Annotated in this window: 20 protein-coding genes and 1 tRNA gene; 8 read left to right on the top strand and 13 right to left on the bottom strand. The window is 68.5% G+C overall.

Translation table 11 applies throughout. The features are described 5' to 3' along the window. The first annotated feature begins 31 nt into the window (after positions 1-31). Complete coding sequence (locus AC3RXY_RS14775; protein WP_491511677.1) at positions 32-610, top strand: HPP family protein; 579 nt, start codon at positions 32-34, stop codon at positions 608-610. Here AC3RXY_RS14775 and AC3RXY_RS14770 read toward each other — a convergent pair. Next, the gene (locus AC3RXY_RS14770) at positions 573-2942 is read right to left on the bottom strand and encodes an ATP-binding cassette domain-containing protein (RefSeq protein ID WP_491511676.1); all 2370 of its coding nucleotides are present in this window, start codon (positions 2940-2942) and stop codon (positions 573-575) included. The genes AC3RXY_RS14775 and AC3RXY_RS14770 overlap by 38 nt on opposite strands. Before the next feature lie 177 nt (positions 2943-3119). On the opposite strand from AC3RXY_RS14770, the gene AC3RXY_RS14765 reads away from it, so the two are divergent. Further along, positions 3120-3701 (top strand): HdeD family acid-resistance protein, encoded by a 582-nt coding sequence (locus AC3RXY_RS14765; RefSeq protein WP_491511675.1) that lies wholly within the window; start codon positions 3120-3122, stop codon positions 3699-3701. A 69-nt stretch (positions 3702-3770) separates the two neighbouring features. Here AC3RXY_RS14765 and AC3RXY_RS14760 read toward each other — a convergent pair whose 3' ends face one another. Then, positions 3771-4535 carry an SDR family oxidoreductase gene (locus tag AC3RXY_RS14760; protein ID WP_491511674.1) on the bottom strand — a complete coding sequence of 255 codons (765 nt, stop codon included), beginning with the start codon at positions 4533-4535 and terminating at the stop codon, positions 3771-3773. Positions 4536-4684: 149 nt separating this feature from the next. Between AC3RXY_RS14760 and AC3RXY_RS14755 the strand changes: the two genes are divergently transcribed. The 4 genes from AC3RXY_RS14755 (at position 4685) to AC3RXY_RS14740 (ending at position 7404) form a co-directional block, all read left to right on the top strand. Beyond that, positions 4685-5137, top strand: a complete 453-nt coding sequence (locus AC3RXY_RS14755) for an NfeD family protein (RefSeq protein WP_491511673.1) — start codon at positions 4685-4687, stop codon at positions 5135-5137. Between the two features lie 63 nt (positions 5138-5200). Beyond that, complete coding sequence (locus AC3RXY_RS14750) at positions 5201-6097, top strand: SPFH domain-containing protein (protein ID WP_491511726.1); 897 nt, start codon at positions 5201-5203, stop codon at positions 6095-6097. Further along, complete coding sequence (locus AC3RXY_RS14745; RefSeq protein ID WP_491511672.1) at positions 6094-6900, top strand: glycerophosphodiester phosphodiesterase family protein; 807 nt, start codon at positions 6094-6096, stop codon at positions 6898-6900. Before AC3RXY_RS14750 ends, AC3RXY_RS14745 begins: the two co-directional genes overlap by 4 nt. Before the next feature lie 123 nt (positions 6901-7023). Further along, a complete protein-coding gene (locus AC3RXY_RS14740) occupies positions 7024-7404 on the top strand; it encodes an RNA polymerase-binding protein RbpA (protein WP_491511671.1) in 381 nt (126 codons plus the stop codon). A gap of 3 nt (positions 7405-7407) precedes the next feature. Here AC3RXY_RS14740 and lnt read toward each other — a convergent pair whose 3' ends face one another. The 9 genes from lnt to AC3RXY_RS14695 form a co-directional block, all read right to left on the bottom strand. Beyond that, on the bottom strand, positions 7408-9000 hold the full coding sequence (gene lnt / locus AC3RXY_RS14735) for an apolipoprotein N-acyltransferase (RefSeq protein WP_491511670.1): 1593 nt from the start codon (positions 8998-9000) through the stop codon (positions 7408-7410). After that, a complete protein-coding gene (locus AC3RXY_RS14730; RefSeq protein WP_491511669.1) occupies positions 8997-11453 on the bottom strand; it encodes a DEAD/DEAH box helicase in 2457 nt (818 codons plus the stop codon). Before AC3RXY_RS14730 ends, lnt begins: the two co-directional genes overlap by 4 nt. Then, positions 11450-12205, bottom strand: a complete 756-nt coding sequence (gene tatC / locus AC3RXY_RS14725) for a twin-arginine translocase subunit TatC (protein WP_491511725.1) — start codon at positions 12203-12205, stop codon at positions 11450-11452. Before tatC ends, AC3RXY_RS14730 begins: the two co-directional genes overlap by 4 nt. Positions 12206-12262: 57 nt before the next feature. Next, positions 12263-12508, bottom strand: a complete 246-nt coding sequence (gene tatA / locus AC3RXY_RS14720; RefSeq protein WP_491511668.1) for a Sec-independent protein translocase subunit TatA — start codon at positions 12506-12508, stop codon at positions 12263-12265. 75 nt (positions 12509-12583) lie between these two features. After that, entirely contained in the window at positions 12584-13579 is a 996-nt protein-coding gene (locus AC3RXY_RS14715; protein WP_491511667.1) for a helix-turn-helix transcriptional regulator, read from the bottom strand. After that, complete coding sequence (locus AC3RXY_RS14710; RefSeq protein WP_491511666.1) at positions 13576-14583, bottom strand: helix-turn-helix transcriptional regulator; 1008 nt, start codon at positions 14581-14583, stop codon at positions 13576-13578. Before AC3RXY_RS14710 ends, AC3RXY_RS14715 begins: the two co-directional genes overlap by 4 nt. A 13-nt stretch (positions 14584-14596) precedes the next feature. Beyond that, positions 14597-15562, bottom strand: a complete 966-nt coding sequence (locus AC3RXY_RS14705; protein WP_491511665.1) for an FKBP-type peptidyl-prolyl cis-trans isomerase — start codon at positions 15560-15562, stop codon at positions 14597-14599. A gap of 348 nt (positions 15563-15910) precedes the next feature. Next, complete coding sequence (locus tag AC3RXY_RS14700) at positions 15911-16933, bottom strand: tRNA (adenine-N1)-methyltransferase (RefSeq protein ID WP_491511664.1); 1023 nt, start codon at positions 16931-16933, stop codon at positions 15911-15913. Then, complete coding sequence (locus tag AC3RXY_RS14695; protein ID WP_491511663.1) at positions 16930-17667, bottom strand: HAD family hydrolase; 738 nt, start codon at positions 17665-17667, stop codon at positions 16930-16932. Before AC3RXY_RS14695 ends, AC3RXY_RS14700 begins: the two co-directional genes overlap by 4 nt. 135 nt (positions 17668-17802) lie before the next feature. Between AC3RXY_RS14695 and AC3RXY_RS14690 the strand changes: the two genes are divergently transcribed. Continuing rightward, positions 17803-18660 carry a proteasome assembly chaperone family protein gene (locus AC3RXY_RS14690; RefSeq protein WP_491511662.1) on the top strand — a complete coding sequence of 286 codons (858 nt, stop codon included), beginning with the start codon at positions 17803-17805 and terminating at the stop codon, positions 18658-18660. Between the two features lie 66 nt (positions 18661-18726). On the opposite strand, the gene AC3RXY_RS14685 is transcribed toward AC3RXY_RS14690, so the two are convergent. Continuing rightward, on the bottom strand, positions 18727-19551 hold the full coding sequence (locus tag AC3RXY_RS14685; protein WP_491511661.1) for an undecaprenyl-diphosphate phosphatase: 825 nt from the start codon (positions 19549-19551) through the stop codon (positions 18727-18729). A 108-nt stretch (positions 19552-19659) separates the two neighbouring features. Further along, entirely contained in the window at positions 19660-20955 is a 1296-nt protein-coding gene (locus AC3RXY_RS14680) for a M20/M25/M40 family metallo-hydrolase (RefSeq protein ID WP_491511660.1), read from the bottom strand. 123 nt (positions 20956-21078) lie between these two features. Here AC3RXY_RS14680 and AC3RXY_RS14675 point away from each other — a divergent pair. Further along, a tRNA-Leu gene (locus AC3RXY_RS14675) sits at positions 21079-21163 on the top strand. Positions 21164-21317 lie beyond the last annotated feature (154 nt).

Below are 21317 nucleotides of genomic sequence, written 5' to 3'. Positions count from 1 at the left end.
CATTCGTCGTGCCCTGAACAGAAGCAGAGCCATGCCCTCACCCACATCGGCCGAACCAGCCACCCGTCGCGACGTCGGCATCCGGCGCCTCCCCTCGGTGCTCCACCGCGCGCAGCCGCCGATGCCGTGGCCGCGCATGCTCGGCGGCGGCATCGCCGCGGCCGTCACCATCGCGGTGCTGGCGCTGCTCAGCGATGCCACCGGTTCTCCCCTGCTGGCCGCCGCATTCGGATCGTCCTGTGTTCTGATCTTCACGCTTCCGGACTCCCCCCTCTCGCGTCCCGCGAACCTGGTGGGCGGGCATGTCCTCGCGGCGGTATGCGGCCTCATCGCTCACGCCCTCCTGCCGACCACCTGGTGGAGCCTGTCGCTCGCCGTCGGCGCCTCACTGGTGGCGATGGCGGCCCTGCGGATCACCCATCCCCCGGCAGGCGGCACGCCGATCGTCATCATGCTCGCGGACGAGAACTGGTCCTACCTCATCGTGCCGGTTCTGGCTGGCGCACTTATCGTCGCCGCCGCCGGCATCGCCTACCGCGCGCTGTCGGCTCGCAGTGCCGCCGGTGCCCCCGTTATGCGCCGACGTACTCCGCCAGATGCTGACCGGTGAGCGTTGAGCGCTCGGCGACCAGCTCCTCTGGCGTGCCCTCGAACACCACGCGACCGCCTGCGGATCCTGCGCCAGGCCCCAGGTCGATGATCCAGTCGGCGTGCGCCATCACCGCCTGGTGGTGCTCGATCACGATGACGGACTTCCCGGCGTCCACGAGCCGGTCGAGCAGACCGAGGAGGTTGTCGACGTCGGCGAGGTGCAACCCCGTCGTCGGCTCGTCGAGCACATAGACATCGCCGCCCTCGCCCAGCTGGGTCGCGAGCTTGAGCCTTTGGCGCTCACCTCCGGAAAGGGTCGTGAGGGGTTGTCCGAGGGCGATGTAACCCAGCCCCACATCTTCGAGGCGCTGGAGGATCTTGCCCACCGCGGGAATGCGCGCGTCTCCGGCGGTGAAGTACTCCGCGGCCTCGGAGACAGGCATCGCCATGACCTCGCTGATGTCCTTGCCCTCGAGGGTGTACTGCAGCACTTCTGGCTGGAAGCCCTTCGCATCGCAGTCGACGCACGGCGTCGATATCCCCGCCATCATGCCGAGATCGACATACGTCACGCCGGCTCCCTTGCACGTCGGACAGGCGCCCACCGAGTTGGCACTGAACAGGGCGGGCTTGACGCCGTTGGCCTTCGCGAACGCCTTGCGTACCGGCTCCAGGAGCCCCGTGTAGGTCGCCGGATTGCTGCGGCGGGATCCACGTATGGCGCTCTGGTCGATCTCGACGACGCCGTCCCGGCCGACGACGGATCCCCGCACCAGCGAGCTCTTGCCCGATCCGGCCACCCCGGTGAACACCGTGAGGACGCCCAGCGGGATGTCGACATCGACGCCCTGCAGGTTGTGGAGATCCGCGCCACGGACCGCGATCACGCCGTGCGGGGTGCGCACCGCCGGTTTGAGCGATGCACGGTCGTCGAGGTGCCGTCCGGTGAGGGTGTCGCTCGTGCGCAGGTCCTCCACGGATCCCTCGAAGCGGATCTCGCCGCCCGAGCCGCCGGCGTACGGGCCGAGGTCCACGACATGGTCGGCGATGGCGATCGTCTCGGGTTTGTGTTCGACGACCAGCACCGTGTTGCCCTTGTCTCGCAGACGCAGCAGGAGGTCGTTCATGCGCCGGATGTCATGGGGGTGCAGGCCGATCGTCGGCTCGTCGAAGACGTAGGTCACATCGGTCAGCGCGGAGCCCAGATGGCGGATGAGCTTCGTACGCTGCGCCTCTCCCCCCGACAGCGTCCCGGCGGGGCGATCGAGGGAGAGGTACCCGAGTCCGATCTCGGAGAACGATTCCAACGTCGTGCGCAGGGAAGCCAGCAGCGGGGCGACGGACGGCTCGTCCAGGTCGCGCACCCATGCCGCGAGGTCGACGATCTGCATGGCGCAGGCATCGGCGATGCTGATTCCGGCGACCTTCGAGGACCGCGCCTGCGGCGCCAGCCGAGTCCCGTCGCAGTCCGGGCATACGGTGTATGTCACCGCTCGTTCGACGAACGCGCGGATGTGGGGCTGCATCGCCTCCCGGTCCTTCGAGAGCATCGACTTCTGGATGCGCGGGACGAGTCCCTCGTACGTGATGTTGATGCCGTTGAACTTGACCTTGGTCGGCTCCTTGTAGAGGAAGTCCTCGCGTTCCTGCGTCGTGTAGTCCCGGATGGCCTTGTCCGGGTCCACGAAACCGGACTCTGCGTAGATCTTCACGTTCCAGCCGTCCGGCGTGTACCCCGGGATGGTCAGCGCACCGTCGTGGAGCGAGAGGGCATCGTCGAACAGCTCGGCGAGGGCGATGTCGGTGACGGTCCCGATCCCCTCACAGCGCGGGCACATCCCGCCGAGCTGGTTGAAGCCCGCCTTGACCTCCTTCTTTCCGCCTTTCTCGATCGTGATGGTCCCGCTGGCCTGCACCGACGGCACGTTGAACGAGAACGCATTGGGCGACCCGATGTGCGGTTGCCCCAGTCGGCTGAACAGGATGCGCAGCATCGCGTTCACGTCGGTCGCGGTGCCGACGGTCGACCGCGGGTTGGCGCCCAGGCGTTCCTGATCCACGATGATGGCGGTCGTCAGGCCATCGAGCATGTCCACGTCCGGGCGTGCCAGAGCGGGCATGAATCCCTGCACGAACGCGCTGTACGTCTCGTTGATCATGCGCTGGGACTCCGCGGCGATCGTGTCGAACACGAGCGAGCTCTTGCCGGAACCGGACACACCCGTGAACACCGTGAGGCGGCGTTTCGGGATCTCCACACTGACGTCCTTCAGGTTGTTCTCGCGCGCGCCGCGAACCCGGATCGTGTCGTGGGAGTCGGCCGGGTGTCGATCAGCGGGTGCGGTGCTCATGGTCTCAGCGCTTCCTCTTGCGGGCGGGGCGCGGCGAAGGCCGCAGCCGATCATGACACGGCGGATGGGAATGCCACCATGCCGCACCAAAGGTCCGGTCGCCGGGAAGCTGAGATTATCCTGGGAGCAGCTCCTCCGCCGTTGCGGGGAGCGTCGAATCCCCTGAAGGAGCAGCACATGTCCCCCCAAGCATCCGCACTCCGCACCATCACCAAGCCGATCCGGACGATGCTCTGGATCTCCGGCGTCCTGGCCCTGTTGTCCGGCATCGCGATGCTGGTCTGGCCGGAGAAGGCCCTGGGCGCGATCGTCATCATCTTCGCCGTCTATGCGCTGATCATCGGCGTGAGCTACGCCGCCCTCGCCTTCACCCTGCGTGATGCGGGCGTCTGGGCGCGCATCGGGCATGTCCTGCTCGGCGTGCTGTATGTCGTGGCCGGCATCATCATGCTCTCCAACCTCAAGGAGACCGGCGCGGTTCTGCTGTTGTTCTTCGCCATCCTCGTCGGCATCAGCTGGATCTTCGAGGCCGTCGTGTCGCTCACGCTGATCAGCGACCAGGGCAGCCGCGTGTGGACCGTCGTCTACGCGATCCTGAGCCTCATCGCGGGTGTGACCCTCCTCTTCTCCCCCGGCTTCGGTGCGGAGGTCCTCTGGATCCTCACCGGGGTTTCGCTCGTCGTGCTCGGCGTGGTCCAGATCGTCCGTGCGATCACCTTCCGCAAGAACGTCGATGCGGTCGAGAGCCTCATCCGCTGATCGTCCCCGCAGACGGCGATGGCCGGGAACCGTTGCGGTTCCCGGCCATCGCCGTCTGCGGCGCCGTGCTCACTCGGAGACGAAGCCGCTCACATCCCCCACGAGACGGGTGTTGTCCGCGGGCACGGGGTCGACGGCGGCGCGGGCCACCTCTGCGGCGAACTCCGCGACGTTGTACAGTTTGCCGGCGGACTCGCGGCGGCCCGCGATCGCGCCGGGATTGGCGCGTTCGAGGAGGGTCGCCGTGATGGTCCCCTCGATCATGTCGCCGGACACGATCGTGAAGCCGATGCCGCGTTCGGCGAGGGCGGGAATCCGCTCGCGCAGAGCGTCCTCGCCGGCGCGCTTGGAGAGCGCGACCGGCTCGTATTCCGGCATCGTCGGCGTGGTGTGGATGAAGTGCGCCTGGTGACTGGTCACGAACACCACCCGCGAGCCGGCGGCCAGCAGGGGCAGGGCGGCGTCAAGCACGTTCAGCTGTGCGTCACGGTTGAGCTTGAGGGCGTAGTCCTCGCCCATGTCGGCCTCCATGCCGCCGGAGGCATTGAGCACGAGGATGTCGAGCTTGCCGAAAGCCTGCTCCACCGCGGCGAACATCTGTGCCACGGAATCCGGGTCGGTGAGGTCCGCTCCGACGGCGATCGCACGGCCGCCGGCAGCTTCGATCTCGGCGACCACCTTGTTGGCGCGCGGCGCCTTGGCACGATAGTTCACCACGACGTCGGCCCCGGCAGCGGCGAGATAGCGCACCGTGTCGGCGCCGATTCCCCGGGAGGAGCCGGTGACGATGGCCACCTTTCCGTCGAGGGCATGGTCGGGGATCGGGTGTGACACGTTCACTCCTGGGGTGGTGGCAGAGGCTCGTCTGGATGCCGCAACGGTGTCGGCAGCAGGTCCCCACACCCTACCAAGGGCCCAATCGATCGGGACGCCGCGTGGTAGGTTGACAGCGTGGAGGGCATGTGAGCGAGTTGGACGCGGTGATGGCCGGTATCGAGGAGTGGGCGTGGATCGGCTGGCTCGTGCTGGTCGCGCTGTTCCTGGTGATCGAGATGTTCACCCTGGAGTTCACCTTCCTCATGTTGGCGATCGGCAGCAGCACCGGCCTCATCACCGGTGCATTGCATATCCCGCTCTGGGGTCAGGTGATCATCGCCGCCGCCACTGCCGCCCTTTTGATCCTGTTCCTCCGGCCGCCCCTGCTCAAGCGGCTTCATCGCGCTGAAGACCCGGTGCGCAGCAATCTCGAAGCGCTGATCGGGTCGAACGGCACCGTCCTCCTTCCCGTGACCGCGATCAGCGGCCAGGTCAAGTTGAGCAACGGCGACACGTGGTCTGCGCGGACACCGGGTGGTGAGGTGCTTTCCCCCGGGCAGCGTGTCGAGGTGCTCGCCATCGAGGGCGCCACCGTACATGTTCGCGCCGCCCAGAACTGACACATCCCGCTCCCGAGCACCTCTCCAGGAGGCACGCCCATGACAGATTCCCTTGTACCGACCATGATCGGCTGGATCCTGGCCCTCGCGGTCCTGATCTTCGTCCTCGTGACGGTCGCTCGCTCGATCCGGATCATCCCCCAGGCCACGGCGGGCGTCGTCGAGCGCCTCGGCCGGTATCACAAGACACTGCAGCCCGGTCTGAACCTCCTGGTCCCGTTCATCGACCGTCTCCGCCCGCTCATCGACATGCGCGAGCAGGTGGTGTCCTTCCCGCCGCAGCCGGTCATCACCGAGGACAACCTGGTGGTCTCGATCGACACGGTCGTCTACTTCCAGGTGACGGACGCGCGGGCGGCGACGTACGAGATCGCCAACTACCTGGGAGCGGTGGAGCAGCTGACCACCACGACGCTGCGAAACGTGGTGGGTGGTCTGAACCTCGAAGAGGCGCTGACCAGCCGTGACGAGATCAACGGACAGCTGCGCGTCGTGCTCGACGAGGCGACCGGCAAGTGGGGCATCCGCGTCTCGCGCGTCGAGCTGAAGGCCATCGACCCGCCCGTCTCCATCCAGGACTCGATGGAGAAGCAGATGCGCGCAGAGCGTGACCGCCGCGCCGCCATCCTCACCGCAGAGGGCTCCAAGCAGTCGCAGATCCTCGAAGCCGAGGGGCGTCGCCAGGCGGAGATCCTTCGCGCCGAGGGCGACAAGCAGGCCGCGGTCCTGCGCGCGCAGGGTGAGGCGGAGGCGATTCAGAGCGTGTTCGACGCGATCCACCGCGGAGCTCCCGACGAGAAGCTGCTCGCGTACCAGTATCTGCAGATGCTGCCGAAGATCAGCGAGGGACAGTCCAACAAGCTCTGGATCATCCCGAGCGAGCTGACCGAGGCCCTCAAGGGCATCGGCGGCGCTTTCGCCGGGCGGGGCGCACAGCCCCCGCAGGCCGGCGGCCAGTGACACACCCGTTCTTCCATCGCACCGCCCATCCGCGCATCCTCGCCCACCGCGGGCTCGCGTCCTTCACCGTTCCGGGGAAGACGCAGGATCGCCCGGTGGGCGGTGCGGCGTCTCAGACCGGCGACGTGCTCGAGAACACGCTGCTGGCCTGCGCCGCGGCGCACGCCGCCGGTGCGGAGTACATCGAGACGGACAGCAGGGTCACGGCCGACGGAGATGCCGTGCTGTTCCACGATGCCACGCTGGCCCGTGTGCTCGGAGACCCCCGCCGGCTCGCCGATGTGCGCACCGCTGAGCTGCGCGATCTCCTGGCCGACCGCGGTGGCCTGCTCACGGTCGCGGAGGCCCTGGAGGCCTTTCCGGAGACGCGCTTCAACATCGATGTGAAAGAGGATGCCGCCGGCGGCCCGATCGCCCATGCCGTTGCGCCTCACGTCGATCGCGTGCTCATCACGAGCTTCTCCGACGCGCGGCGCATCCGGACACTGCGCGAGACCATCGCCGCGGGAGCAGAGCGACGCCCCGCCACCTCACCGGGGCGCAACGGGGTACTTCGGCTGCTCACTCACATGCGGGCGACGCGTCTGCTCGCCGAGGTCGACGCCGTGCAGATCCCGGTGCGAGCGGGAGCGGTCCGGGTGCTGTCCCCCGGCCTGATTCGCGCCGCTCACCGGCACGACGTGGAGGTCCACGTCTGGACGATCGATGAGCCGGAGCACATGCGCGAGCTGGTGGCGCTCGGGGTGGACGGCATCGTCACGAACCGTGCTGACGTGGCTCTGCGAGCCCTCCACCGTCCCTGAGCCAAACCCTGGTTTATCCACGCTGGGCATCCCCTGTGAAAGGTCGCCTGAGCCCACCTGCTCGGATGATCCGTACAGGCTGGAGCGCTATACCTATCTGTACCGCGAGGAAAGGACCACAAAATGGCAGATCGCAGTCTCCGAGGAATCCGGCTCGGAGCCCAGAGCCTTCAGAGCGAAGAAGGCGTCGTTTTCATGGAGCGCAGCGAGACCTCCTACCGATGCGACCAGTGCGGACACGTCACCACCCTGATGTTCGCCGCCGACGCGGAACCGCCCGCCACGTGGGAGTGCCGTTGCGGCTCTGAAGCCCGCCTCCAGGTTGATGGCGAGAGCGTCGAGCTGGAGAAGGGCGAGGAGAAGGCGGCCCGCACCCACTGGGACATGCTGCTCGAACGCCGCACGCGCGCGGAGCTCGAGGAGCTCCTCGAAGAGCGGCTCGCCTATGTCCGCGCCCGGCGCGGTGCATCGGAGGAAGAGGTCCGGGAGCGCCTGGGCGCCTGAGTCCTATGAGCGGGCTCGCTCCTCGATGCGACCGGCGCGGCGCGCCAGGATCCCTGCGAGGGTGAGCCCCAGCAGTCCGCCCCAGAGCAGGATCTGGGACAGTCCGATCCCCACGACGATCCCGGCGGTCAGACCCCGGCGAAGCTCGACGTCTTCGAGCATGACGCCGGCCTGATCGACCGGGATCGATGCGATCGTGGTGCCGTCCGGCGCGATGACCTCGCTCCGGCCCACGGTCGAGACGTTGACCACCGAGCGGCCGGTCTCGATCGCCCGCATGCGCGCGAACGCCAGCTGCTGCAGGTTCTCGTCGGTGCCGCGGAAGTCCGCGTTGTTGGTCTGGAACACCAGCACCTGCGCGCCGCCGTCCAGACCCGCGGCGATCACATCGTCGTAGATCACGTCGAAGCAGATCGCGAGACCCACGATGATCCCGTCCACATCGACGATCGGGGGATCCTCTCCCGGGGTGTACTCCCGCTGCAGCAGATCGACGAGGTCGGGGGCGAGAGCGCGGAAGAACGCCCGATTCGGTACGTACTCGCCGAAGGGCACGGGGTGACGCTTGGCATGGGTCTGTACGTCGGTGCGGGCCGGGAGAACCGGGTCACCCGTCCAGAGGAAGCTGGTGTTGAAGTAGAGCCCGTCGAGCTCCGTCGCGACGTTCGTCAGCAGCGGTGCTCCGGCCTGTGTCACCGTGCGGCTCAGCAGGCGCGCCGTGCGCTCGTCGCGGAACGGGTCGTAGTCGATGGCGCCCTCCGGCCAGACCAGAAGGTCCATCTCTTCGCCGAAGAGGGGCTCAGACGCGGCCCGCTGGGCCTCGATCACACCGTATGCCGTACGTTCGTCGAAGTATCCGGTGGAACCGTTGCCCTGGACGGCGCCGATCGTCAGGGTTCCCGCCGGGGTCGTCGGGAAGAGCGGTACGAGCGCCAGGAGCGCCGTCAGGGCGCCGGCGACGAGCAGAGGCAGCGGCTGCCGCCGATCCCCCGTCCGCGGGCGCACGAACGCGCCCAGCCCCTCGACAGCGAGGGCGATCACGACGACGATGAGAAAACCCATCCCCGTCACACCGACCCACGATGACAGGGCGGCGAACGGCGTATCCACGAGCGTCATGCCCAGACGCGCCCACGGGAAGCCGCCGTAGGGCCACGATCCAAGGAGCTGCTCGCGTCCGGCCCACAGCGCCCCGACCAGGACCGGCAGCGCGATGAAGCGCCCCGCAGCTCCTGGCGCTGCCCGGTCAAGCCACCGATACGCGAGGGCGAGGGGCACCATGCCCACCGCGGTGAGGAGTGCCTCGGCGCTCGCCAGGGCAGCCCAGGGAAGAGGCCCGAGGTAGCGCCCGCTCCACGCGACAAGCGGGAAGAAGAGGGCCGCGCCGTACGCGAGCCCGACCAGCAGTGCGGCGGCCGCGCGCCGGCCCCGCACGGCCGTGAGCACGAGGGCCACGGCGAGAGGTGCCAGCGGCCAGATGGCCTCGGCAGGATATGCCAGCGACATCGTCCATCCGGCGACCGCGGAGACCGGGATGGCCGCCCACAGGGGCAAGGCCGCCCGCCGCACGTCCAGCGGGGTGGATCGCGCGTTCACAGCGAGGTGTAGGCCACAATGCCGCGGCGGACGCCGTCGAGAGCGCGCCGCGCGGTGCGGGCGAGCTCTTCATCGTCGGCCACGAGCGAGATCTGATCGAGCAGGTCGATGGTCTGCTTCGCCCAGCGCACGAAATCACCGGCCGCCAGGTCGGACTCGCGCAGCGCACGATCGAGCGGCGCCCCGCCGGCCCAGGCGTGCATCGCCGTCGCCAGGCCGGACGACAGCGGCTCAGAGCCGCGCAGACGGTGCTCCTGCTCGATGTCGTCGAGGCGGGCCTGGAGCTCCTGCGTGCGTTCGTATGCGGCTCGGAAGCGTCCACGCGGCAGCCGCGCCTCGCCGCTCTCCTCGCGCCGCGGCTCGAACACGATGCACGCGGCCATCGCCGCCAGCGACGGCGCATCCAGCCCCGTCCAGAGCCCCTGACGAAGCGACTCCGCGACGAGCAGGTCACGCTCTCCATAGATACGGCGCAGCATTCGGCCCGCAGAGGTCACGACCATCCGGCCGTCGTCCGTCTCGACGTAGCCCAGCTCGGTGAGCACGTCGAGGATGTGATCGAAGACGCGTGCGACGGTGCCCGTGCGCTGATCGATCTGGTCGCGCAGCTCATCGGTGCTGCGACGCAGCTTCCAGTAGCGCTCGCCCCAGCGGGCGTGGTCCTCGCGCTCCGGGCACCGATGGCTCCCGTGCCGCTGCAGGCTCTTCCGGAGCGTGTCGATGCGGCTCAGACGATCGTCGCGCACGCGACGGGGTGCGTTCGCGTCGAGGCGGTTCTTCTTCTCCAGGTCGCTCAGCTCACGGCGCAGGCGGGAGTACTCCAGGAAGTCGCCGCGTTCGCACTCCATCGCGGCGCGGTATCCGTCCAGTGAGGTCTGTGCCTCCTGCACCTTGCGCGCGATCCCGACGACAGCCCGATCGGCCTGGAACTGGGCGAACGAGGTCTCGAGCGTCTTGCGCGCGCGTTCCCGCCCGAAGCGCTCGATGAGATTGACCGCCATGTTGTAGGTCGGCCGGAAGCTCGAGTTGAGCGGGTACGTCCGGCGCGATGCCAGGGAGGCGACGCTCTGCGGGTCGACACCGGGTGACCACTGCACGACAGCGTGCCCCTCGACGTCGATGCCACGTCGTCCGGCACGACCGGTGAACTGGGTGTACTCCCCCGCCGTGATCGCGACGCGGGACTCCCCGTTGAATTTCTCCATGCGTTCGAGAACGACCGTGCGTGCCGGCATGTTGATGCCGAGAGCGAGGGTCTCCGTGGCGAAGACCACCTTCACGAGCTTGCGCTTGAACAGCTCCTCGACGATCTCCTTGAAGGCCGGCAGCAGACCGGCGTGGTGCGCGGCGACGCCCCGTTCGAGGCTGTCGCGCCAGGCCCAGAAGCCGAGCACCGACAGGTCTTCGTCCGGCAGGGTGCGGGTGCGCTCCTCGATGAGCTCGCGGATCTCCGCGCGCTCCTCAGCGTTCGTGAGGTGGATCCCGCTGCGCACCACCTGCGTGACGGCCGCGTCGCAGCCGGCCCGGCTGAAGATGAAGAAGATCGCGGGGAGGAGGTTCTCGCGATCGAGAAGCTCGATGAACTCGGGGCGGTCGAGTCGGTCGATCCGGGGCATGCGCATCGGTCGGGTCCCGCCGCCGCGCCGCTGCTGGCGGCTGCCTCGCTGCCTGTCCTGCGCACCGCGCTTTCCGCGCGCGTCGGAGAGACCCAGCGCAGATCGCAGTCGGGCGAGATCGGCACCCACTCTGGGCGGTCCGTCGGCTTTCGCCGGGGCACTGTCGTCGAACAGCGGCAGCAGGTCCGGCCCCACGAGCACGTGCTGCTCGAGGGGCACCGGTCGCGTCTCGGAAACGATCACGGCGGTGTCGCCGCGGACGGTGCCCAGCCAGTCGCCGAATTCCTCGGCGTTGGAGACCGTGGCGCTCAGGGACACCAGGCGCACGTGCTGCGGGAGGTGGATGATGACCTCTTCCCACACGGCGCCGCGGAAGCGGTCGGCGAGGTAGTGCACCTCGTCCATGATGACGAATCCGAGATCATCGATGGCCCTGGCGTCTGCGTAGAGCATGTTGCGCAGCACCTCGGTCGTCATCACGACGATCCGCGCCGAACCGTTCACGCTCTGGTCGCCGGTGAGCAGACCGACGTTCTCCGGACCGTAGACGTCGACCAGTTCCCGGAACTTCTGGTTCGACAGCGCCTTCATCGGGGTCGTATAGAAGGCGCGGGTATGGGGCTCCTGCATCGCCAGGTGGATGGCGAACTCCCCGACGATCGTCTTTCCCGCCCCGGTGGGGGCGGCGACGAGCACACTGCGATTCTCTTCGAGCGCGTGACAGGCTTCGATCTGGAACGAGTCCAGATCGAAGCGCTGCGCGGCGGTGAAGATCGCCGTCTGCCGGTGCGCAGCCGTGGCTTGCGCATGCGCGTACCGCTCTGCGGGGGACGTCACGGCGCCGCCGCTGCCAGGTCGGCGTCCTGCTTTTTCTTCTTGCGCCGGTCGAACAGCATCGACAATCCGGCTGCGGCGAAGTACAGCACCACCAGGATGCCGGCGAGCATCAGCATGCTCACGACATCGGCGGCAGGGGTGGCGAGAGCGGCGAACGTGAAGGCGACCAGGACGGCGACGCGCCAGCCCTTCAGGATCGCGCGTCCGGACATGATCCCTGCGACGTTCAGCGCGACGAGGAACACCGGCAGGACGAAGGACACGCCGATCACCAGCATCAGCTTGAAGACGAAGTCGTAGTACTCGGAACCCGTGTAGAGGTTCTGCGCGCCGTCCGGGGTGAAGCTGGCCATCAGCTCGATCACGTGGGGCACGACCAGCATGCCCACGTAGCAGCCGGCGAAGAAGAGCGGCACAGCTGCTCCGACGAACACCAGGGTGTACTTGATCTCCTTGCGGGTGAGCCCTGGCATGATGAACGCCCAGATCTGCCACAGCCAGATGGGCGCTGAGAGGAAAAGACCGATGGTGAACGCGATCCGCATGCGCATGTCGAACGGCGCGGTGACCGTGTTGAAGGTCAGCGATGCGATCGTGTCGGGACGACGGGCGTTGATCTCGTCGATCGGCTGCGCGATCCAGTCGATGATCGGATCGGCGACGATGAAGGCGACGATCATGCCGAGCAGGAGGCCCAGCGCGGCGAACATCAAGCGGCGGCGAAGCTCGACGAGGTGAGCCCCGAGGGACATCCTGCGGTCGCGGGACTTCCCCGCGCCGTCAGGACTCGGGGATTCAGCGGACACGGATCAGCTGGTCCGATCGGTCTCGCTCGACGCGATACCGCCTTCAGTGGTCGGCTTCTCCGTGGCAGGAGCGGCCGGCGATGCTTCCGCGGTCGTGTCGTCTTCCTTCATCGCCTTCATCTCCCCCTTGAAGACGCGTGCGGACTGACCGACGCTCTTGGCGAGGGCGGGCAGCTTCGCCGCACCGAAGAGAAGCAGGATGACGGCCAGCAGGATGATCAGGTGCCACCCGTTCAGGTTCCCAAGCACAGGAGGTTCTCCTTAAAATCGTTCAACTACGGCTCCAGTCTACAGACGCGGGACCGTGACCCAGAGGCCAACCCCTCAGGGAGTGCCGTCCGAACTCGGGGCATCAGGCTCGTAACCGGCCAATCCGGCCGACGCCCACTCCCTCGCCGCGAGGCGCGCCTCGGCAGGTGAGACCACTTCGACGGCTCCGCCGTGGCGAGCCGCGAGGCGCTTCAGGCTGCGCGCATCGGCGATCCGCACCCGCACGCGCACGCATTCGCCCTCGTCCTGCGCCTCCGCGTCCCATCCCTGATCGCCCAGCAGCGGCGCGACGGATCGTGCCACCGACAGCACGGCTTCTCCCTCTGCCTCGGCCGGCGAGAACGGCTCCGGGGGGATCTCGGCGTGGTGCGTGATCGGGATATCGGTGAGCCGCGCACTGCCGACCCGGTCGAGATGGAACGTGCGCATCGCATGGCGGAGGTGGCACCATCCCTGCAGATACCACTGACCGTCGGTGATGAGCACGCGCACCGGATCGACCGTTCGCTCCGTCGGCGGGGCATCCGGGGCGTGGTAGGCGAAGCGCACCGCTCGCCTCTCCTCCAGCGCCTGCGCCACGAGGGAACGCACCTCGTTGACCGGCGCTGGTGCCACCACCACGTCGACGGGCACCCCCGCCGCGCCGCGTGCGAGCTTGGTCATGAGACCTTCCAGGGCACCGGACTCGGCGACGGCCGGGATCGCGGCCACCATCTGCAGTCCGGCCAGGAGGGCCGCGGCCTCGCGAGCTGCGAGCCGGGGCGCGCGACGCAGGCCGACGTCGTTCGTCAGCTCGATCACACCCTGCTGATCGAGCAGATCCCAGTTGATGTCGAACAGCTCATGGGGCTGCTGCCAGAACCCGCTGTCGCCGGGCAGACCGATGACGGTCAACGCCTCGACCATGCGACGCATCTCCGCCGTGGTCACGTCGAACTCACCGGCTGCCTCGTCGAGAGTGACCTCGCCGCGCTCGATCAGATACGGCACGAGCGTGAGGTACAGCCGCACCCGGTCCGTGGTGAACCCGGGGGCACGCTGGGCGCTCATCGGTCCTCCTCCCCCGCGAGCGGTCGATGCGCGCTGACCGCGAGGCGCAGCCGAGCGATCACCGCGTCCCGCAGCGGCGCGGGCTCGCGCACGCGCACCTCTGGCCCGTAGGAGGCCAGCTCATCGGCGAGGATATGGAGATCCACGAACGGCACCACCAACCGTGGTGGCATCGATGCGGCCGGATCGGCCCGCCGAGCGAGCCGCAGAGCGCCCTCTGTGCCGGGCACCACTTCGACGACCGCCCGGTTGCGTGCGGCGACCTCGGCGAGGCCGGACAGCGCACGGCTTCCCGCGCCCTCGCGCATCTCCGCGGGAAAGGTCGCCCGCGTGGTGGTCACTGATCCGACGATTCTCGACAGCAGAAAAGTCCGGGCGGCGCTCACACCCTCATCATGGGCGTGCAGGTGCCAGCGTGCCTCGTACTCGACAAGGGCGAGCGGGTGCACCCGGCGTCGCCGCGCGTCGGGGTCCCCCGGCTTGAGGTAGTCGAACTCCACGATGCGGCACGCTTCGATCGCCGCTTGCAGCGGCGCGAACGACGCATCGCGCGCGGCGATCCGCGGGGCGAAGCCGATGATCGGTTCATCGACAGTCATGCCCAGCGCCCGGATCTTACGGAGCCCCGCCTGGGCATCCGACGACATCGATCCTTCGCTCCAGACGCTTCCCGCCAGCCGCAGGATGGCAAGCTCCGCAGGAGTGAACTCGATGTCGGCCGGCAGGTCGTACTCCGACTTCGGAATCCGATAGCGAGCCTCTCGCAGATCGTTGGGGTCTGCGGCATCGCCGATCGTCTCGATCGGCACGCCCAGAGCCCGGAGGTCGTCCTTGTCGCGCTCGAACATCTTCTCGAGAGCGGCGGGCCGCGCCCCGGACTCCGTGCGCTGTCGGTAGCCGGAGACGCTGTCGAGGATCTGCTGGCGCGTGAGGCCGATCTCGGTCGCCATCAGGGCGACGACGAGGTTCGTCAGGCGCTCCTCGGGAGGGATGCTCGCTGGCACGCCGCGCGACCGCCTAGTCGGTCCCGAGGATGTCGACGACGAAGACGAGGGTCGCGTCGCCCGGGATCATGCCGGAGCCTGCGCCCTCGCTGCCGTAGCCCAGCTCCGGCGGAACGACGATGAGCACCTGCGAACCCACGGTCTGGCCGGTGAGCCCCTCGGCGAAGCCCGGAATCATACCGGCGAGGTCGAAGGACGCCGGCTCCGAGTCCCAGCTGTTGTTGAAGGCCTTGCCGCTGTCCCACAGCAGCCCGATGTAGTGGACGCGGACCACGTCATCGGCGGCGACCACCGGACCGTCACCCTCGATGAGCGTCTCGACGGTGAGTTCCTCCGGTGGCGTGGCGTTCGGGATCGACACGCCAGGGCGGCCATCGGGAGCGCGCACGACGGCGGGCATGTTGCGCGCGTCGTGGAACTGCAGCGTGCCGACGGCATGCGGCAGGTAGATCTTGGGCAGGTCGACGACGAGCACGAGGCTGTCTTCGTCCCCCATCGCGTAGTTGGCGCGCACATCGGCCGGCACCTCGGCCGGCGGAAGCAGAACCGCGACGCGCGAACCCTCCGACGCACACGCGATGGCGTCCTCGACGGCGGCGTGCAGGCCGGCACCGATGTTGCCCGCGTTGACCACAGCGGCGCCGTCCGCGGTGTACGGCGTCTTGACGAGCAGCTCTCCGGTGCGGCCGTTGAAGATCGAGAACTGCACCACCAGCGGCTGCGTGCTCGACGTCAGCGCGACGCCGTCGCCCTCGACGAGCACCGTGGATGTGGCTGCGCGCGACGTGAGCGGGACGTGCATGTCGACGACCGGTGCCGTGCCGACCTCGCCGCTCGCGTCGATCAGACTCCCCAGGCGGTCGTCGCCGATGGTGGAGCACGGGGCACCGTCGTAGCTCTCGGACGGCGTGACCGCGCACCCGGTGAGGCCGACGGCGATCAGCGCGGCGAGGGACAGGACGACGGGAAGTCTGCGCACCCCCCAATCCTAGTCGCGGTGCTGCGCACTGACGGAGCGTCCACACCCTCCCGCTCGCCAGGGACAGGCACGGGGCGCGGGCGCGGAGAAGAGATCTGCGGAAGTCGCGTAAGGAAACACCGCCGTCGCGGTCTTCCTCAGTGAGAACGCGATGTCGTGCCAGGGGCGATCGCCATCGCGTCTCTCGTGGGGAAGACCATGCGACAGGCCTTGGGGGAGGAACCTGCGCATGGTCCCCCGCACAGGCCGATCACAGGGACCGACGGGATTCACGACCCCCCGAATCACGGCGGGCCCTGTGATCAGCCGGTCAGGGCGCTGGCACGCCGTTCGATCGTGCCGACCCCATCACTCTCCTGATGTGTCCGCGGCCGCTTCCCGTTCGCGGGACTGCGCCGCATGCCGAGCGCCCGACGCGGCGCGCTCCGCTTCACGCACCCGCTTGCGCAGGTTCTTATCGGTGATCTCGCGGTCGCCCACGGCACCCGGGGTCCACAGTTCGACGTCCGCGTCGGTATAGCTGGCCTTCGACGCACGCCGCTTGCGGGAGGGCGGGACGGCGCCGGGGGCGAGCCGGCGGGCCGTGATCAGGAACCCGGTGTGCGCGACCATCCGGTGATCGGGACGCACGGCGAGTCCTTCCACGTGCCACCCCCGCACCATGGTCTCCGAGGCATCCGGATCGGTGAACAGGCCAGTGCCGCGGATGTACTCGGCGACCCGGGAGAGCTGCGTCGCCGTCGCGACGTAGCAGAGCACGACGCCGCCGGGGGTGAGCACGTCGGCAACGACGTCGATGCACTCCCAGGGCGCGAGCATGTCGAGCACGACGCGGTCCGCTCCCCCGGCCGGAAGCTCAGCGGGGAGCGCCTCGACGAGGTCGCCCACCACCACGCGCCAGGTGTCCGGGGCGCCGCCGAGGAAGGTCTCGACGTTCGCCCGCGCCACCTCGGCGAACTCCTCGCGCCGCTCGAAGGAGACCAGGCGTCCTTCCTCGCCGATCGCGCGGAGCAGCGCCAGCGAGAGCGCGCCGGAGCCGACACCCGCCTCGACGACGACGGCGCCGGGGAAGATGTCGGCCTGCGAGACGATCTGCGCGGCATCCTTGGGGTAGACGATCGCTGCGCCGCGCGGCATCGACATCACGAAGTCGCGCAGCAGCGGCCGCAGCGCCAGGTACTCGTGCCCGGCACTGTTGACCGCGACCGATCCGTCCGGCTGCCCGATCAGGTCGGCGTGGCGGAGGACACCGTGGTGCGTGTGCAGCTCGCCGTCGGCCCGTAGCGTCGTGGTGTGCAGCCGCCCCTTGGGATCGGTCAGCTGAACGCGGTCACCCACCTGAAAGGGGCCACGAGGGCGGAGGGCGCTCATGCCATTACCTCGGAGTTCTCGTCGTCTTCGCCGTCGCGCACATCTTCCGGTTCCCGCCGCGAGCGATGTGCCGCGTAGACGGACGACAGGTCGCCCCAGCCACGGCCCGCGAGAGTCGGCCACAGCTCGTGGGCGCCCACGCCGTCGAGCGGGACGAGATGCGGGACGCCGATGCTGACGGCCCCCGAGGACACCGCCGACCGGAGACCCACGACGGAGTCCTCGATCGCGATCGCCTCGGTCGGATCGACGCCGAGCGCCGCAGCGCCGTGCAGGTAGGGCGCCGGGTGGGGTTTGTGGGGAGACACCTCGTCGCCGGCGACGATCGCATCGAACGCGTCGAATCCGATCAGGGAGGCGACGTCGTCGGCCATCCGGCGCCACGACATCGTCACGAGCGCGGTCGGCACCCCGGCTTCACGCAGCTCCAGCAGCAGCTCGCGGGCGCCGGGACGGAACGGCACCCCCTGCTCTGCCATCAGGCCGCGCACCCGGTCGGTGAGATCGTCGATGATCTCCTCCGCCGTCATCCGTACCCCGACCTGCTGCAGGAGCACCGCGCTCTCGGTCAGGCCGTTGCCCACGAGCTGGAGGCCCTGCTCCTCGGTCCAGGTGCCGCCGAAGGAGCCCACGAGAGCACGCTCGGCCTCCATCCAGAAGGGCTCGGTGTCGACGATCGTGCCGTCCATGTCCCAGAGCACGGCGGAGGGAAGGGAAGGAGAGTGCGCGGTCACCGAATCATCGTAGCCGTCGCGCCCTGCCGTCCCCGTCTCCGCTCCCCCGCCTGCGCCGATCACGTACGCTGGTATATCTCCGCACCGAGGCCCCTCCCGGGCGCCGGATCCCGATGTCGCGGAGGGAGGAGTCGAGTGAACGCTCTCGGACCGCGTGTCCTGCTCGCCGGCGTCGAAGGCTGGAGCGATGCGGGCGAGGCCGCCACCGGCGTGCTGCGACTGCTGCGCGAGCACGGCGATTACGAGCTCGTCCACGCGATCGATCCGGAGCTGTACTTCGACTACCAGTACACGCGCCCGGTGAGCGTCATCGACGACACCGGCGCGTCGACGCTCCGCTGGCCAGGGCTGGAGCTCTGGCGGCCGCGTGACGGCGCCGGGCCCTGGTTGCTGACCGGCACGGAACCGGCGCGCGCCTGGCAGGGCCTCTCCAGCGAACTCATCGATATCGCCCTGCGCGACGACATCACCGGGATGCTGACGCTCGGAGCGATGCTCTCCGACGTTCCGCACACCCGCCCGATCACCCTGCATGCATCGAGCCGCAGCTCAGCGGTATGCGAGGGGCTCGGGGTCGATCCCGCCGACTACGAAGGTCCGGTCGGTGTTCTGCAGGTGCTCGAGGACGCTGCGGAACGCGCCGGCATTCCGACCGCCACCCTGTGGGCGAACGTGCCGCACTACGTTGCCTCGTCTGCGCCGTCGCCCAAGGCGACGCTCGCACTCGTGCGCCGTCTGGAGGAGATGACCGGGTTCACGCTGCCGCGTGGCGAACTGGTCGCCGAGGCAGACGCCTGGGAGGCGACACTCGATGCCGCGGCTGCCGACGACGAGGACATGAGCGCCTACATTCGCCAACTGGAGAACGCGCGCGACACGTGGGAGACCCCGCAAGCATCCGGCGACGAGATCGCCCGGGCGTTCGAGCGGTATCTGCGCCGCAGCCGAGGCGAGGACGGCCATGATCCCCGCCGTTCCGACGGCGTGCGCTGAGGCGACGCCGCCCGCGGGTGCGTCGTCACGGCGACACGGCGACGCTCCCGCGGACGATCGTCCGGGTCAGGCCGCGATCACGCCCATCCCGAGCAGCACCAGCAGCGTGCCGCCCAGCAGGACGCGGTAGATCACGAAGGGCAGGAAGCTGCGCTTGGAGATCCAGTTCATGAAGAACGCGATCACGCCCAGCGCGACCACGAATGCGACGCCCGTCGCTGCCGCTGTCTCGACACCGGAGTAGACCATCGGCTCTCCCCAGTGCTTGAAGAGCTGATAGAAGCCGCTGCCGAACACGGCAGGGATCGCGAGCAGGAAGGCGTAGCGCGCCGCGTCCGCCCGGCGGTAGCCGAGGAACAGACCCATCGTGATCGTTCCCCCGGAGCGTGAGACGCCGGGGATGAGGGAGAGCGCCTGGGCGAGACCGAAGAACACGCCGTGCGTCACGGTGATGTCGCCGAGCGCGCGGCGCTTCGCGCCGACATAGTCGGCGATCCCCAGCAGGATGCCGAAGACGATCAGCATGGTGGCGGTGATCCACAGAGACCGCAGCACGGTCTCGATCTCATCCTGGAAGATCAGGCCGAGCACGACGATCGGGATCGACCCGATGATGATGAGCCAGCCCATCCGTGCGTCGGGGTCGTTGCGCGGAGCCTTGCCGGTCAGAGATCGGAACCACTGGCCGATGATCCGCACGATGTCCCGCCAGAAGAACACGACGACCGCCGCCTCGGTGCCGATCTGGGTGATCGCGGTGAACGCGGCACCCGGATCCTCCGCGGACGGGAGGAAGATGCCGAGGATGCGCAGATGCGCGCTCGACGAGATCGGCAGGAACTCGGTGAGTCCCTGGACGATGCCGAGGATGAGCGCTTCGATCAGGTGCATAGCGTGGTGCTCTCTCTGGAGTTGGTGCAAAAGCTGCCGTGGAAGCATCCCACAGCGGGAGACGGATGGCGTTCAGGCGCCGCCCAGGCATGGATCGTTCCGTGTCGATCAATACGTGCGCAGGAAGTCGGTCAGCACCTGCTGACCGAACACGAGCGCATCGATCGGCACCCGCTCATCGACGCCGTGGAACATGCCGGTGAAGTCGAGGTCTGCGGGAAGGCGCAGGGGTGCGAAGCCGTAGCCGGTGATGCCGATGGACGCGAGGGCCTTGTTGTCGGTGCCCGCTCCCAGCAGGTAGGGAATGACGGGGACACCCGGGTCGTGCCGCCCCAGCGCCGAGACCATCGCGTCGACGATGCCGCCGGAGAACGGCGCTTCCATGCCGATATCGCGCACGACCATCTCGATCGCGATGTCCTCCCCCACGATCTCCTGGATCTCGGCGAGAACATCGTCTTCCGTGCCCGGAATCACCCGCACGTCGACGAGCGCCTCAGCCCGCTCAGGGATCACGTTGTGCTTGTACCCGGCGCTCAGCGCGGTCGGGTTCGTCGTCGTCCGGAACGTTGAACGGAGGAAGGCCTCGGCGGGCCCCGCGGTGCTCGCAAGCGCATCCGGATCGTCTACGGGAAGGCCGCTGAGGTCGGACAGGCCCGCCAGCAGCGCCCGGGTGGTGTCGGTGAGTCGGATCGGCCAGCGCGTGCGGCCGAGTCGCGCCACGGCCTCAGAGAGCCGGGTGATCGCGTTGTCCTCGTGCAGACGGCTGCCGTGACCGGCGCGACCGCGGGCGACGAGGCGGATCCACATGAGCGCCTTCTCCCCGACCTGCAGCAGGTAGGCATGCCGGTCCCCGACCGGGATGGAATATCCGCCGACCTCGCTGATGGCCTCGGTAGCGCCCGCGAACCACTCGGGTCGTTCCCGGACGACCAGGGCTGAGCCCTCGACGCCACCGTTCTCTTCGTCCGCGAAGAACGTGATCACGAGATCACGAGCCGGACGATCGCCCGATCGGAGGATATCGGCGACGGACGTGAGGATCATCGCGTCCATGTTCTTCATGTCCACGGCGCCGCGTCCCCACAGCATCCCATCGCGAATGACCCCCTCGAAGGGATCCACGCTCCAATCCTCCGCCATCGCGGGGACGACATCGAGGTGGCCGTGCACGACGAGCGCCGGCTGCGAGCGGTCGCGACCCGGGACGCGCACAGAGACGTTCGTGCGGCGCGGGATGGGCTCGAAGTACTCCGGTTCCAGCCCCAGAGCCTCCAGATATGCGCCGACGTACTCGGCGGCCTCCCGCTCCCCCCGGGCGTTGCCGCCTCCGAAGTTGCTGGTATCGATCCTGATCAGGTCGCGTGCGATGCGGGCGACCTCGGGAAGAGCATCCTCGGGCATGCCGACAGGCTATCAATCCGCCCGGACACGCCCGACGAACGCGATTCCAGCACCGTTTCGACGCTCGACCGCGAGCATGCTAGTGTTGTTTTTCGGCCGGAAACGGCAGAAACACCATCACCTGCGCGGGTGGCGGAATAGGTAGACGCGCTAGCTTGAGGTGCTAGTGCCCGAATAGGGCGTGGGGGTTCAAGTCCCCCCTCGCGCACAGAATGAAATGGCCCCTGACCTGGGATTTAGTTCTCCAGGTTGGGGGCCTTTCGCGTCTGAAGTGCGAGAAAAAGTGGGTTATCGGCAGAAAAGAGTGGATGGGGTTGGGCGTGTCAGTGTTCGCCGATCCAGCCTGAGCGGTGCCAGAGTCC

This window comes from Microbacterium longlingense (genome assembly GCF_058349825.2).
Note: the sequence above shows the minus strand (reverse complement) of the source record. Positions and strands in the feature narration are given on the sequence as shown.